This is a genomic window from Phenylobacterium sp. LH3H17 (genome assembly GCF_024298925.1).
Taxonomy (GTDB): domain Bacteria; phylum Pseudomonadota; class Alphaproteobacteria; order Caulobacterales; family Caulobacteraceae; genus Phenylobacterium.
Genome location: NZ_CP101283.1, coordinates 297,450 through 310,438 on the forward strand (window position 1 = coordinate 297,450; position 12,989 = coordinate 310,438).

13 protein-coding genes are annotated in these 12,989 nt (G+C 70.4%); 7 read left to right on the forward strand and 6 right to left on the reverse strand.

What is annotated here, in order from left to right; all coding sequences use genetic code 11:
* Nucleotide 1 precedes the first annotated feature (1 nt).
* On the forward strand, nucleotides 2-823 hold the full coding sequence (locus M9M90_RS01475; RefSeq protein ID WP_254835394.1) for an acyl-CoA thioesterase II: 822 nt from the start codon (nucleotides 2-4) through the stop codon (nucleotides 821-823).
* A 635-nt stretch (nucleotides 824-1,458) separates the two neighbouring features.
* On the opposite strand, the gene M9M90_RS01480 is transcribed toward M9M90_RS01475, so the two are convergent.
* Complete coding sequence (locus M9M90_RS01480; protein WP_254835395.1) at nucleotides 1,459-1,785, reverse strand: UrcA family protein; 327 nt, start codon at nucleotides 1,783-1,785, stop codon at nucleotides 1,459-1,461.
* Nucleotides 1,786-1,976: 191 nt separating this feature from the next.
* Nucleotides 1,977-3,128, reverse strand: coding sequence for a trans-acting enoyl reductase family protein (locus M9M90_RS01485; RefSeq protein WP_254835396.1), 1,152 nt, complete (start codon nucleotides 3,126-3,128; stop codon nucleotides 1,977-1,979).
* A gap of 152 nt (nucleotides 3,129-3,280) precedes the next feature.
* Between M9M90_RS01485 and M9M90_RS01490 the strand changes: the two genes are divergently transcribed.
* The 4 genes from M9M90_RS01490 (at nucleotide 3,281) to M9M90_RS01505 (ending at nucleotide 7,169) form a co-directional block, all read left to right on the forward strand.
* Nucleotides 3,281-4,711 carry an MFS transporter gene (locus tag M9M90_RS01490; RefSeq protein WP_254835397.1) on the forward strand — a complete coding sequence of 477 codons (1,431 nt, stop codon included), beginning with the start codon at nucleotides 3,281-3,283 and terminating at the stop codon, nucleotides 4,709-4,711.
* 81 nt (nucleotides 4,712-4,792) lie between these two features.
* A complete protein-coding gene (locus tag M9M90_RS01495) occupies nucleotides 4,793-5,701 on the forward strand; it encodes a glutathione S-transferase family protein (RefSeq protein ID WP_254835398.1) in 909 nt (302 codons plus the stop codon).
* 11 nt (nucleotides 5,702-5,712) lie between these two features.
* Nucleotides 5,713-6,531, forward strand: a complete 819-nt coding sequence (locus M9M90_RS01500) for a crotonase/enoyl-CoA hydratase family protein (RefSeq protein WP_254835399.1) — start codon at nucleotides 5,713-5,715, stop codon at nucleotides 6,529-6,531.
* Nucleotides 6,531-7,169: a glutathione S-transferase family protein gene (locus tag M9M90_RS01505; RefSeq protein ID WP_254835400.1), complete on the forward strand. Its 639-nt coding sequence runs from the start codon at nucleotides 6,531-6,533 to the stop codon at nucleotides 7,167-7,169. Before M9M90_RS01500 ends, M9M90_RS01505 begins: the two co-directional genes overlap by 1 nt.
* Here the strand turns inward: M9M90_RS01505 and queG are convergent.
* The 4 genes from queG to M9M90_RS01525 all read right to left on the reverse strand — a co-directional run bounded on the left by queG (nucleotide 7,166) and on the right by M9M90_RS01525 (nucleotide 11,219).
* A complete protein-coding gene (queG, locus tag M9M90_RS01510; RefSeq protein WP_254835401.1) occupies nucleotides 7,166-8,305 on the reverse strand; it encodes a tRNA epoxyqueuosine(34) reductase QueG in 1,140 nt (379 codons plus the stop codon). The genes M9M90_RS01505 and queG overlap by 4 nt on opposite strands.
* On the reverse strand, nucleotides 8,286-8,972 hold the full coding sequence (locus M9M90_RS01515; RefSeq protein ID WP_254835402.1) for a glutathione S-transferase family protein: 687 nt from the start codon (nucleotides 8,970-8,972) through the stop codon (nucleotides 8,286-8,288). The genes queG and M9M90_RS01515 overlap by 20 nt, the downstream gene beginning before the upstream one ends.
* Nucleotides 8,973-8,982: 10 nt before the next feature.
* Nucleotides 8,983-9,945 carry a cation diffusion facilitator family transporter gene (locus M9M90_RS01520; protein ID WP_254835403.1) on the reverse strand — a complete coding sequence of 321 codons (963 nt, stop codon included), beginning with the start codon at nucleotides 9,943-9,945 and terminating at the stop codon, nucleotides 8,983-8,985.
* Nucleotides 9,946-10,133: 188 nt separating this feature from the next.
* Nucleotides 10,134-11,219, reverse strand: coding sequence for a citrate synthase/methylcitrate synthase (locus M9M90_RS01525; protein WP_254835404.1), 1,086 nt, complete (start codon nucleotides 11,217-11,219; stop codon nucleotides 10,134-10,136).
* Nucleotides 11,220-11,294: 75 nt separating this feature from the next.
* Between M9M90_RS01525 and M9M90_RS01530 the strand changes: the two genes are divergently transcribed.
* Both M9M90_RS01530 and M9M90_RS01535 read left to right on the forward strand, forming a co-directional pair.
* Entirely contained in the window at nucleotides 11,295-12,470 is a 1,176-nt protein-coding gene (locus M9M90_RS01530; protein WP_254835405.1) for a citrate synthase, read from the forward strand.
* 77 nt (nucleotides 12,471-12,547) lie between these two features.
* The gene (locus tag M9M90_RS01535) at nucleotides 12,548-12,928 is read left to right on the forward strand and encodes an endonuclease domain-containing protein (RefSeq protein ID WP_254835406.1); all 381 of its coding nucleotides are present in this window, start codon (nucleotides 12,548-12,550) and stop codon (nucleotides 12,926-12,928) included.
* Nucleotides 12,929-12,989: the final 61 nt, after the last annotated feature.

Consider the following 12,989-nt stretch of genomic DNA (forward strand, 5'->3'; position numbering starts at 1 on the left):
CATGAGCGAACTGGTCCGCATCCTCGACATCGAGCCCATCGACCTCGACATGTTCCGCGGCCACACCCCCGAGGGCGAGACCCGCCGCATCTATGGCGGCCAGGTGATCGCCCAGGCGCTGACCGCGGCCTATCGCACCATCGACGGGCGCCACTGCCACTCAATGCACGCCTATTTCATCCGGCCGGGCGACCCGAAGATCCCGATCCTGCTCAAGGTGGAGCGGGTGCGTGACGGGGGCAGCTTCGCCGTGCGCCGGGTGGTGGCCCTGCAGCATGGCCAGCAGATCTTCAACCTGGCCGCCTCCTTCCAGGTCCCCGAGACCGGGTTCGAGCACCAGATCGAGATGCCCTCCCCGCCCGGCCCCGACGGGCTGATGGACGAGGACGAGCTGCGCAAGGCGGCCGGCGACGACAGCGCGCGCCGCACCTGGCCCATCGAGGTGCGTCCGGTCGATCCCATGCCGCACGGCAAGGCGCCGAAGATGGAGCCGACCCAGTCGGTCTGGTTCAAGGCCCGCGAGCCCCTGCCCGCCGATGTGGCGATAAACCAGTGCGCGCTCGCCTACGCCTCCGACATGACCCTGCTGGACACCTCCCTGCGTCCGCACGAGGTGGTGTGGAGCGAGGGGCGGCTGCAGGTGGCGAGCCTGGACCACGCCCTGTGGTTCCACGAGGCCACCGACTTCAGCGACTGGCACCTCTATGTCCAGGACAGCCCCTCGGCCTCCGGTGGGCGGGGCTTCAACCGCGGATCGATCTTCAACCGCGCCGGCAAGCTGGTCGCCTCGGCCGCCCAGGAAGCCCTGATCCGCTATCGGTGAGAGGTGGATAGATCCTCCCCTTCTGGGGGAGGTGGCGCGTCGCCGTCTTCGGCGACGTGACGGAGGGGGTTGAAGCCCACAATAGCGAGTCAAAGTCCCCCTCAGTCAGCTTCGCTGACAGCTCCCCCAGAGGGGGAGCATCTGGGAAAGGGGTCAGCCTGCCGCTGGTGCGGGAGTAGGCGCCGGCTCCGATCCTCCCCCAGCGCGCAGCGCGGTTTGGGGGAGGTGGCGCGTCGCCCTCTTCGGCGGCGCGACGGAGGGGGTTGAAGCGCGCGCGAGTGAGTCAAAGTCCCCCTCAGTCAGCTTCGCTGACAGATCCCCCAGAGGGGGAGCATCTGGGGAAGGGGTCAGCCTGCCGCTGGTGCGGGAGTAGGCGCCGGCTCCGATCCTCCCCCAGCGCGCAGCGGGGTTTGGGGGAGGTGGCGCGTCGCCCTCTTCGGCGGCGCGACGGAGGGGGTTGAAGCGCGCGCGAGTGAGTCAAAGTCCCCCTCAGTCAGCTTCGCTGACAGCTCCCCCAGGAGGGGAGCAGCTGGGAGGCGTGACATCCAGACATGAAAAGGCCCGCCGTGGGGCGGCGGGCCTTGGGAGTCCGAACCTGGGGGGAGCCGGGTCCGGACGGGGTCTGACAGCGGCGGTTAGCGGCTGGCCAGGGTGTTGGCTTGGCGCTGGGCGGCAAGGGCGGAGTTGCGGGCCGCGAACTTCTCGGAGATCTCGACCTTCACCGCTTCCATGCACCGAGCGTTGGCGACTAGGCCGCGCTGGTTCGCCGTTTCGGCGCGGCAGAACTTGCGGGCGGCGGCCTCGGCGCGGTCGTGGAAGGCCTGGACGCCCTCGGGGCTGAGGGTGTCGATGTCGGCGGCGCGGATGGTCACCGGAGCGGCGTGGGCGGCCGTGGCGAGCGCGGCGACCGGGATGATGGCGAGGGCCAGGGTGGCGACGCCGGCGAGGGTGGACTTGAACATCTGGTTTCTCCCGTTGCTGGTCGCCCTGGGCGGCCGATGACCAACGAGGTAGACCTCATGAGTGACGAAGTCTTGTTAAGTCGGAGTAATGACAGAGATTTAAGAGTATTACAGGAAGTTCATTAATCTGGTTACATATAGTTTACTTAGGTGACGCCGCCGCGTCACAGGCTGACGCGGCGGCGGGTTACCTAGCCCTCGACCTTGAAGGTCAGGCCGGCGTTCTTCTGCAGGCGGTCGACCAGGCGGCTTCCGAGCGCCGCGCCGGGGGTCAGCACCCCGCCTCCGACCTCGGGGGCGTCCTTGACCAGGCAGATGGCGGTTTCGGCGATCAGCTTGGAGGTCGAGCCGTAGCCCGGGTCGCGGTCGCCATGGACGCTGACCTTCACCTTGCGCCCGTCCCTGGCGATCCCGATGAACACCAGGTCGTAGAAGCCGGCGTCGCGCTCTTCCTTGCTGGGGCCCTCGCCGGGCTGGGGTCCGCCCTCGGCGCTCATGGCGAAGCTGGCCGGGGCCTTGGGGTCGACCACGCTCATCTCGTCATAGACGAAGTCCGTCCCGTACGGATGGCCCATCAGGAAGTTCGAGCGGTGGACGTTCTTGGTGTTGATCGCCGCCATCATGAAGGGGCCGACCTGGGCGTCCATGTCGGGGTCGTGCTCGGGCTGGTCGCCGCGCGGCTGTTCCGGACCGGTGAAGCCGGGCGTGAGCGCGAAGGGGTTGGCCATCAAGGCCATCAAGCTGGGATCCTTCATGATCGCGGCCATGGTCGCCCGGCCGCTGGCGGCGGTGCCGCCCGAGAGGCCGCCCCGCATGGAGCGAACCCGGCCCTTCACCCGGGGGACCGGACCGCCCAGCTTCGCCTTGGCGGTCTCCTGGGCGAAGAACACGCCCAGCTCGAAGGGGATGGAGTCGAAGCCCGCCGAGTGCAGGATCCGCGCGCCGCTGGCCTTGGCGGTCTCGTGGTGGGCGGCGATGGTGGCGGCCATCCAGTTGGGCTCGCCCGACAGGTCCAGATAGTCGGTCCCGGCCGCGGCGCAGGCCGCGATCAGGGCGTCGCCATACAGCTGGTAGGGGCCGACGGTGGTCAGGATCGCCTTGGCCCGGCCGACCATGGCCTTGAGCGAGGCGGCGTCCGCCGCGTCGGCGACCACCAGGGGGGTGTCCTTGGGCGCGCCGATCTCATCGCGCACCGCGGCCAGCTTGTCGGGGCTGCGCCCGGCCATGGCCCACTTCACCTCGCCGCCGACCCCGTAGCGCTGGGCCAGGTACTCGGCCACCAGCCGGCCGGTGAACCCGGTGGCTCCATAGACGATGATGTCGAACTCCGCGTCGCGGTTCATGGCCGTCTCCTGGGATTTACAATGTACGTCTTTATGCCCGGAACCGACGCGGCTGCAAAGGCGGGGTAACGCGATCAACGTGGCTTGACCCCGCCTGGGAGCGCCGCGATCAATGACGCCCGCGTCACTTTGGCGCTGAGGAGCATGTCCAGTTGTCCGAGGCCCCACCGTCGCGCGACCGGCGCCTGCCCCTATCCCTGGTGTTCGGCTTCGCGTCCCTCTCGGTGCCGCTCGGCGCTTACGCAGTGGCTGTCGCCGTCTATCTTCCGGCCTACTTCGCCAAGCACCTGGGAGTCAGCCTGGCGGTGATCGGCGGGGCCTGGGCCGTCGTGCGGCTGATCGACCTGGTGGTCGATCCGATCCTGGGCGTCGCCATGGACCGGACCCGGACCCGGCTCGGCCGATACCGCGCCTGGATGCTGCTGGGCGGCCCGATCATGATGGCGGCGACCTATGCGCTGTTCCTCGCGCCGGCGGGCATTGGGTCGATCTATCTGATCGGCTGGCTGCTGGTGCTGTATCTCGGCACCTCGATCCTGGGCCTGGGACACTCCGCCTGGGCCGCCACCCTGGCGCCCGAGTACAACGAGCGCTCGCGGGTCTTCGGGGTGCTGGCCGCCGCGGGGGTCGTGGGGGCCGTCGCGGTCCTGATGATCCCCATCATCGCCGACGGGATGGGCCTGAGCGAGGCCAAGGGCGTCCAGGCCCAGGGCTGGTTCATCCTCGGCCTGATCCCGCTGGCGGTCCTGCTGACCGCCCGGACGCCGGAGAAGCTGCTGCCTCTCTCGCCTGGGCCGGCCTTCGCGCTCAAGGACTATGTCCGGCTGCTCCTCAAGCCTGACCTGCTGCGCCTGTTCCTGGCCCAGATGTCCCTGACCATGGGCCCGGGCTGGATGAGCGCGCTCTACCTGTTCTTCTTCACCGACGCGCGCGGCTACAGCGCCGAACAGGCCTCGATCCTGCTGCTGGTCTATGTGGTGGCCGGCGTCCTCGGCGCGCCGACCACGGCCTTCGTCGCCACCCGGTTCGGCAAGCACAAGACCCTGATGGCCACCACCACGGCCTACTCGCTGGCGCTCTGCACCGTGATGCTCGTCCCCAAGGGCAGCGTCGCCTGGGGGCTGCCGGTGATGCTGTGGTGCGGCTTCATGGCCGCGGGGTTCGACCTGATGATCCGGGCCATGCTCGCCGACGTGGCCGACGAGGTTCGCCTCGAGCAGGGCCGCGAGCAGATCAGCCTGATCTACGCGCTCAACTCCCTGGGCGCCAAGATCGCCGCGGCCTTCGCCATCGGGGTCACCTTCCCCCTTCTGGGACAGCTTGGGTACGACGCCGCGGCCGGCGCGGTGAATACGCCCGAGGCGATCCGCAGCCTGGAGATCGCCTTCATCGCGGGGCCGATCGTCTTCGTCATGCTGGGCGGCGCCTGCCTGATCGGATGGCGGCTCGACTCGGTTCGGCACGCCGAGATCCGCATCCGCCTCGATGCGCATGACGCCCAGTACGCCGAGGCCCCGGTCGTGGAGAGCCTGGGGACCGAGCCGGCGATCCCTGTCCTGGCGCCCGACGGCAAGCCCGGCTGACGTCGGGTCAGAGTGTTCTCGCGGCCAGATCCGTGACAGCGTAAGGCCAGCGGGCCCGCCGGAGGCGCGCGAGGAACGACGATGGCCGGGCTGATTCTGCACCACTACGACACCTCGCCCTTCTCCGAGAAGGTGCGGCTGATGTTCGGCCTGAAGGGGCTGGCCTGGGATTCCGTGCAGGCGCCGGTGATCATGCCCAAGCCCGACCTGGTCCCCCTGACCGGCGGCTATCGCCGCATCCCGGTGATGCAGATCGGCGCCGACATCTATTGCGACACCCAGGTCATCCTGGCCGAGATCGAGGCCCGCGCCCCCAGCCCGCCCAGCGTCTTCGGCGCCGGCTGGGCGGTCAACTTCTGGGCCGACCGCCTGTTCTTCGGTGTCACCGTGCCGATCATCTTCGGGGAGCTGGGCGACGCCACCTCGCGCGAGTTCATCCTGGACCGCGAGAAGCTGTCCGGCCGGCCGTTCGACGTCGCCGCGATGAAGGCCGCGGCCGGCGTCATGCGGCCCCAATGGCGCGCCCAGGCGGCCTGGATCGAGGCGGGCCTGGCGCGCGGCGACTGGCTCGACGGCGATGCGCCCGGGCTTTCCGACATCGCCGCCTATATGAACCTGTGGTTCCTGGCCCGCAGCCTGCCCGCCGTCGCCTATGGGCTGCTGAGCGGCATGCCGCGGACCCAGGCCTGGCGCGACCGGGTCGCCGCCATCGGCCACGGGACCCGCCGCGAGATCACCGGGGCGCAGGCTCTGCAGGTCGCCCACGACGCCGAGCCGGCCGCGCCGCCGATCCACGACCACGCCGATCCGCAGGCCCTGGCGGTGGGCGCGGCGGTGACCGTGGAGGCGGACGACTACGGCCGCGACCCCGTCGCCGGAACCCTCGTCGCCGCCACCCCCGAGCGGGTGGTCATCGCCCGCGAGACGCCCGAACTGGGCAAGACCCACATCCATTTTCCCCGCGCCGGCTATCGCGTCGGCAAGGCCTGAAGGAGCGCCCCATGGAAGACCGCATCAAGGTGGAGCTGAAGGACGGCGTGGCCGATGTCCGCCTGGTCCGCACCGACAAGATGAACGCCCTCGACGACGCCATGTTCTCAGCCCTGATCGAGACCGGCGAGGCGCTGAAGACCCGGCCCGGCGTCCGGGCCATCGTGCTCTCGGGCGAGGGCCGGGCGTTCTGCGCCGGGCTCGACATGGGCAATTTCGGCAAGATGGCCTCCGGCGAGCGATCGGGCGGCCAGTCGTCCACCGGCGAGACCCTGGTCACGACCAAGCGCACCCCCGGCGGATCCAACCGCGCCCAGCACGCGGTGATGGTCTGGCGCGAACAGACCGTGCCGGTGATCGCCGCGATCCACGGGGTGGCTTTCGGCGGCGGGTTCCAGCTGGCGCTCGGCGCCGACATCCGCTTCGTCACCGCCGACACCCGCATGTCGGTCATGGAGATCAAGTGGGGCCTGGTGCCCGACATGGCCGGCCTGGTGCTGATGAAGCGCCTGGTGCGCGACGACGTGGCCCGGGAGCTGACCTATACCGGCCGCCAGTTCAACGGCGAGGAGGCCCTGCGAATGGGCTTCGCCACCCGCGTCTGCGCCGATCCCTACGCCGAGGCCCTGGCCCTGGCGGCGGACATCGCGGCCAAGAACCCCCACGCCATCCGCGCCGCCAAGCGGCTGCTGGACATGGCGCCGGACGCCGACCAGCACGCCATCCTGCTGGCCGAGAGCCAGGAACAGACCGCTCTCATCGGTTCGCCCAACCAGGTCGAGGCGGTGATGTCCAACATGCAGAAGCGCGCCGCGGTCTACGCCGACTGATGCCGACCCTCTACCACTGCGCCGACGCCCGCTCCTTCCGCGTCCTCTGGGCCCTGGAGGAGCTGGGCGTGCCCTATGAGCTGAAGCTGCTGCCCTTCCCGCCCAGGGTCCGCGCGCCGGACTATCTGGCCGAGAACCCGTTGGGCACCATCCCGCTGCTGGTCGACGGGGCCACGCGGATGACCGAGTCCTCCGCCATCGTCCAGTACCTGGCGGTCAAGCACGGCGGCCCGCTGCTGGTGAGCCCCGACGACCCAGCCTATGGCGCCTGGCTGAACTGGCTCTATCTGGGCGAGGCGACCCTGACCTTCCCGCAAACCCTCGTACTTCGCTACACGCGGCTGGAGCCCAGGGAGCGGCGCAATCCGCAGGTGGCCGAGGACTACAGCCGCTGGTTCATGGCCCGGCTGCGGGCGGTGGACACGGCCCTGCAAACCGCCGAGCACCTCTGCGCCGGCCGGTTCACGGCGGCGGACATCTCGGTGGGCTACGCCCTGCTCCTAGCGCAGACCCTGGGGCTGCACGAGCGGTTCAGCCCCGCGGTGGCCGCCTATTGGGCCCGGCTGCAGGAGCGCGACGGCTTCAAAGGCGCCAAGGCGGCGCAGGCGAGCGAGGCTGTCCCCGACTGGCAGGCCTAGACCGCCGGGGTGAGCGGGTTCGCGTTCCATTCGGCCCGTACATCGAGGTCGAGTTCGGTGGAGCGGTCCCGCAGCGCCCCGAATGCTCCCGCATCCAGCAGGCGCGACAGGGCCCAGACCGCGGCGCCCCGCACGAGGGGCGAGGGATCGCCCAGCAACCGCTCAGCCGCCGCCGCCAGCCGAGCCTCGCCCGAATTGCCGATGGCGTAGAGTACGTTGCGTACGAAGCGGTCGCGGCCGATGCGCTTGACCGGGCTCTTGGCGAACAGGGCGCGAAACACGGCGTCGTCCAGGGCGGCGAGATCCTCCAGGGTCGGCGCGCGCAAGGCGTCGCGGGCGTGCAGCCGCTGCTCGCGGGCCACGGCGGCGAACTTGTTCCAGGGACAGACGGCCAGACAGTCGTCGCAGCCATAGATCCGGTTGCCGAGCGCCTCGCGGAACTCGCGCGGGATCGGTCCCTTCAGCTCGATGGTCAGGTAGGAGATGCAGCGCCGCGCATCGAGCTGGTAGGGCGCGGGGAAGGCCTTGGTCGGACAGATGTCCAGGCAGGCCTGGCACTGGCCGCAGGACCCGCCGCTCGGGCCGTCGGGGGCCAACTGCAGTTCGGTGAGGATCGAGCCCAGGAACAGCCAGGAGCCGAACTCGCGGCTGACCAGGTTGGTGTGCTTGCCCTGCCAGCCGAGGCCTGCCTGCTCCGCCAGGGGCTTCTCCATCAGCGGCGCGCTGTCGACGAACACCTTCAGCTCGCCGCCGAACCTGGCGACCACCCAGCCGGCGAGCTGTTTCAGCCGGCCCTTGATCAGCTCGTGATAGTCGTCGCCCTGGGCATAGACGCTGATCGTCCCGCGGTCCCTGCGCGCCAGCGCCGCCAGGGGGTCGGCGTCCGGGCCATAGTTGGTCCCCAGCATGATCGCGGTGCGGGCGCCGGCCCACATGGCGCGCGGATGGCCGCGGCGCTCGGCCGTTTCCTGCAGCCAGCCCATCTCGCCGTGGCGCCCCTGGGCCAGGAATTCCATCAGCCGCTCGCCGGCCGGCCAGGCCTGCGTGACGTCGGCGAACCGGCAGGCGTCGAAACCCAGCTCGGCGGCCTTGGCGGCGATCAGCTCTTTGCGTGGATCAGAAGTCGAGATCGTCATAATGCGGCGCCGGCGCGAGGCCGGGCCAACGATCGGTCAGCAGGGGCCGGAAGGCCGGCCTCGACTTCAGCTTCATGTACCAGGTCTTGGTCGCGGGGAAGTCGCGCCAGGGCACGTCGCCGAAATAGTCGATCACCGACAGGTGCGCGGCTGCGGCGAAGTCGGCCAGGGAGAGGCGCTTGCCGGCCAGCCAGTCGCGGGAGGCGAGCAGGCCCTCCACATAGACCAGGTGCTGGCGCAGGGCGTCGCGACCCTGACGCAGGGCGGCCAGGTCGGGCGAGCCCAGGCCCAGCAGCCGCTTCTCCATCTTCTCGTGCAGCAGGAAGCCGCCGACCTCATAGTCGAACTTGCGGTCGAACCATTGCAGCAGGCGTCGCGCCTCGGCCCGCTCGGCAGGCTCGCGGCCGAGCAGTGGCGGCTCGGGATGGGCCTCTTCCAGATGGTCGAGGATGGCGCGGCTCTCGCACAGCACCAGCCGGTCGCGGCCCGTCCCGATGACGAGCACCGGGGTCAGGCCCGAGGCGTTCATGGCGATCAGCTCGGACGGCCGTTCCCAGTACTTCGCCGGCTCCTCGGCGAAGGGCAACCGCTTCTCGCCCAGCGCCAGACGCACCTGGCGCGAGGCCGGGTCCAGCGGGAAGTGGTGAAGGGTGCGTTCTGCGCTCATCAGTGGCGGACTATCGCTCGTCCGCGTTAAGGCCGCGTTTACCGAGACCCATTTCCGCGAACGCGCCGCCGTGCGGCTCGGCCGAGCCGCGCGGGTCGGGATGCATCAGGATGTCCGCGCGGGGGAAGACTTCCAGCACGCGCTTCTCGGCGGCGACGAGCACGGCGTGCGCGTCCTCGAGGGACAGGTTGGGGTCGAGGTCCACGTGCATCTGCATATGGATATAGGGGCCCGACGCGCGTGTGCGGAGCTGGTGAACGTCTGTCAGCCTGGGGTCGGAGGTGACGAGCCGCACGATATGGTCGCGGTCCTCCTGAGGGAGTTCGTGGTCGAGGAGCTGGTTGGAGGCCTCGCGGAACACGCTGACCGCCCCCCAGAGCAGGAGGGCGGTGACCACCAGGGCGGCGGCGGCGTCGAGATTGTTGAGCCCCAGCCAGACCGACGCACCGATGCCCAGCAAGGCCACGGCGTTGGAGGCCAGGTCGGTGGCGTAGTGGGCCCGGTCGCCGGCGATCGCCACGGAGGCGGTGCGCCGCAGGACCCAGCTTTGGGCGGCGATCAGGGCGGCCGTCAGGATGGTGGAGATCACCATCACGCCGACCGCCAGCCCTTCCTCCCGCAACTCGTGAGGTTCGAGCATGTGGCGGATGGCTTCCTGGCCGATCAGGGCGGCCGAGGCGAAGACCAGGCCCGCCTGCACCAGGCTGGCGAAGGCCTCGGCCTTGCCGTGGCCAAAGCGATGCTCGGCGTCGGGCGGCGCGGCCGCGTACCGCACGGCGAAGAAGGTCACCATGGAGGCCAGCAGGTCGAGGCCGGAATCAGCCATGGAAGCCAACAGGGAGACCGAGCCGCTCGCCCGCCAGGCCACCGCCTTGATCGACACCAGCACCAGGGCGACGCCGATCGACAGCAGAGTGACCCCTCGGGTCAGCCGGGCGGTCTCGGCGGTGGTGAGGCCTTGGGCGGGGTTCATCCCGCCTGTCTAATGCGAGCCTTCAGCCGATCCCACCGAGAATGACTCTCAACCGGGAGTCTCCGCGGCGCCGGACGCAGGCCGAAGTCCCCCTCAGTCGGCTTCGCCGCCAGCTCCCCCAGAGGGGGAGCATCTTGGGGGGCTGCGCGAACTCCAGATCCTCCCCCCGCGCGCCGCGCCGGAGGGCTCTACGCCGCCTTAAGCGGCGCCGGTCCCACATAGCGCGACTGCGGGCGGATCAGGCGGCCGCCGGCGACCTGTTCGCGGGCGTGGGCGATCCAGCCGGCGACCCGGCCCATGGCGAAGACGCAGGTGAAGGCGCTGGGCGGGAAGGCCAGGGCCTCCAGCAGCAGGGCGGTGTAGAACTCCACATTGGTGTCCAGCGCCCGGTCGGGCTTGTGCTCCTTGAGGATGGCGAGCGCCGCGGCCTCCACGGCCTCAGCGAACTCCACCCGCGCCGGCTGGCTGTTGGAGCCCTCGCGCAGCTTCCGAACGGCGGCCTTGAGCGCGTCGGCGCGCGGGTCGCGCACCCGGTACACCCGATGACCGAAGCCCATCAGCCGGTCGCCGCGGGCCAGGGCCTGCTCGATCCATTGGCGGGCGTTCTCCGGCCGGCCGATCTCGTTCAGCATGTCGATGACCGGGCCCGGCGCGCCGCCATGCAGCGGGCCCTTGAGCGCGCTGATCCCGCCGACCACGGCCGAGGTCAGGCCCGCCCGCGTCGAGGCGATCACCCGGGCTGCGAAGGTCGAGGCGTTCAGTCCGTGGTCGCTGACCGTGACCAGATAGGTGTCCAGCGCCTCGGTCTCGGCCTTGGTGGGCGTGCCGCCCCGGGTCATGCGCAGGATGTCGGCGGCGTGAGTCAGGCCCGGATCGGGGGCGATGGGCGCCTCGCCGGCCTGGGCGCGGACCACCGCGGCGGTGAACACCGCCGGCGCGGCTGTCAGGCGCAAGGCCGTGGCCAGGTCGTCGCCGTCGGCCAGACGGGCGGTGAGCGCCCGCATGGCCTCGATGGGGCTGCGGTCCATCAGGCCGGTGTCCAGGGCCGCCACCTCGCCGAACACCTCGGCTCGGGCCGCGCCAAGGGCCGCGGTCAGATCGTCGGGAAGGTCGTTGAAGAAGCCGTCGAACAGCAGTCGAGCCACCTCCTCGAACCGGGTGCGGCCGGCCAGGTCGTCCAGCGACCGGCCACGAATGATCAGCACGCCGCGCTGGCCATCGACTTCGGACATCACGGTCTCGGCGGCGACGACGTTCTCAAGGCCATCGGACATGGCGCATCTCCTCTTGCTTGAAGCGATATTTGCCGCCAAGCTGAGTGCGTCAATCTTGATCAATATAATCAATATATGACCAGCCACGCCGCCAAGACCGACTGGATTGCCGCCGACGAGGCCCGCGAGCGCCTGGGCGTCCGGCCCCAGACCCTCTACGCCTATGTCAGTCGCGGCCGGGTCCAGGTCAGGGTCGATCCCCGCGATCCCCGCCGCAGCCTCTATCGGGCGGCCGACATCGCCGCGCTCACCGATCGCAAGACCCGGAGCCGCAAGGTGGCCGAGGTGGCCGCCGGCGCCATCGCCTGGGGCGAGCCGGTCCTGGCCTCGGCGATCACCACCATTTCGGGCGGACGGCTCTACTACCGAGGCCGCGACGCCGTGACCCTGTCGGACACCGAGACCCTGGAGGCCGTGGCCCGGTTGCTGCGCGGCGGACATGGGGTGGCGCTGAAACGAACCGACCGGCCCAGCCCGCCGGAGGGGCCTGACATGCGCTCGCGGGCTTTCGCGGCCCTGGCCGCCCGGGCCGGGGTCGACCCACCGGCGCGGGGGCGCAATCCCATGGCGCTCGCCGTGGAGGCCGCGACCCTGCTGGACGTGCTGACCGACGCCGTGGCGGGACAGGTGGGCGGAGGAGCGATCGCCAACCGGCTGGCCCTGGCCTGGGGCCTGGGACCGGGCGGGACGGGGGCCGACCTGATCCGCCGCGCCCTGGTGCTGCTGGCCGATCACGAGCTCAACGCCTCGACCTTCGCCGCTCGGGTGGCGGCCTCCACGGGCGCCTCCCTGGCGGCCAGCGCGCTGGCGGGGCTGGCGGCGCTGTCGGGGCCCCGGCACGGCGGGGCGGCGGCGGCCTGTCAGAGCTTCGCCGCCCAGGCCGCGGCCACCAGTCCCCGCGCCGCCATCGCGGCTCTGCTGGCCGAGGACCGGCTGATCCCCGGCTTCGGCCACAACCTCTATCCGCAGAGCGACCCGCGCGCCGAGGCTCTGCTGGAGCGGTTCACGCCGACGCCGGACATGCAGGCCCTGCAGGGCGCGGTCACGGCGGTCACCGGCCTGGCCCCCAATGTGGACTTCGCCCTGGTCTCCCTGGCGCAGACCCTGAAGCTGCCCAGGGACGCGCCCTTCGCCCTCTTCGCCGTCGCCCGCTGCGCCGGCTGGATCGCCCACGCCATCGAGCAAGGCCAGACCGACCAGCTCATCCGGCCAAGGGCGCGCTACGTGGGGGTGGATGTGGAGGGGGGATAGTCGCCCACCGCTCGGAATGTTGACACCTCCTCTCCCCCCGCTACCAGGGGGGAGAGGGTAGGGTGAGGGGGGCCTCCGTGCCGCGCAACGTGCCCACAGATCGAGCGCGGGCGCTTCGCGCCAACGACACACGAGCGGAAGCTCGCCTGTGGGAGGTCCTGCGAAATCGCCGACTGGGCGGTTGGAAGTGGCGCCGCCAGGTTCCGGTTGGCGCTTACATCGTCGACTTCCTCTGCCTTGAGAACCGGCTCGTCATTGAGCTCGATGGCGCTCAGCATGCAGATGCTGTCGCGTACGACGAGCGCCGCACGGCGTTCCTGCAGACTCAGGGGTTCACGATTTTGCGCTTCTGGAATCACGCTGTGTTCGAAGGCCGCGAAGGCGTTTGTGATGCGATCCTGGAAGCGTGCGGCGGCGAGTCGCCAAACATGCCGGACTTGCCGAACCTGCCCGATTGAACCACCGGATTGCGCCGCTTCGCGTCGCGCCCCCTCACCCCACCCTCTCCCCATGAATGGG

Coding starts and splice junctions, on each gene's coding strand:
- M9M90_RS01475 (WP_254835394.1), top strand. CDS start 2: ATGAGCGAACTGGTCCGCATCCTCGACATCGAGCCCATCGACCTCGAC.
- M9M90_RS01480 (WP_254835395.1), bottom strand. CDS start 1,785: ATGTTCAAGTCCACCCTCGCCGGCGTCGCCACCCTGGCCCTCGCCATC.
- M9M90_RS01485 (WP_254835396.1), bottom strand. CDS start 3,128: ATGAACCGCGACGCGGAGTTCGACATCATCGTCTATGGAGCCACCGGG.
- M9M90_RS01495 (WP_254835398.1), top strand. CDS start 4,793: ATGGCCGGGCTGATTCTGCACCACTACGACACCTCGCCCTTCTCCGAG.
- M9M90_RS01500 (WP_254835399.1), top strand. CDS start 5,713: ATGGAAGACCGCATCAAGGTGGAGCTGAAGGACGGCGTGGCCGATGTC.
- M9M90_RS01505 (WP_254835400.1), top strand. CDS start 6,531: ATGCCGACCCTCTACCACTGCGCCGACGCCCGCTCCTTCCGCGTCCTC.
- queG (WP_254835401.1), bottom strand. CDS start 8,305: ATGACGATCTCGACTTCTGATCCACGCAAAGAGCTGATCGCCGCCAAG.
- M9M90_RS01515 (WP_254835402.1), bottom strand. CDS start 8,972: ATGAGCGCAGAACGCACCCTTCACCACTTCCCGCTGGACCCGGCCTCG.
- M9M90_RS01520 (WP_254835403.1), bottom strand. CDS start 9,945: ATGAACCCCGCCCAAGGCCTCACCACCGCCGAGACCGCCCGGCTGACC.
- M9M90_RS01525 (WP_254835404.1), bottom strand. CDS start 11,219: ATGTCCGATGGCCTTGAGAACGTCGTCGCCGCCGAGACCGTGATGTCC.
- M9M90_RS01530 (WP_254835405.1), top strand. CDS start 11,295: ATGACCAGCCACGCCGCCAAGACCGACTGGATTGCCGCCGACGAGGCC.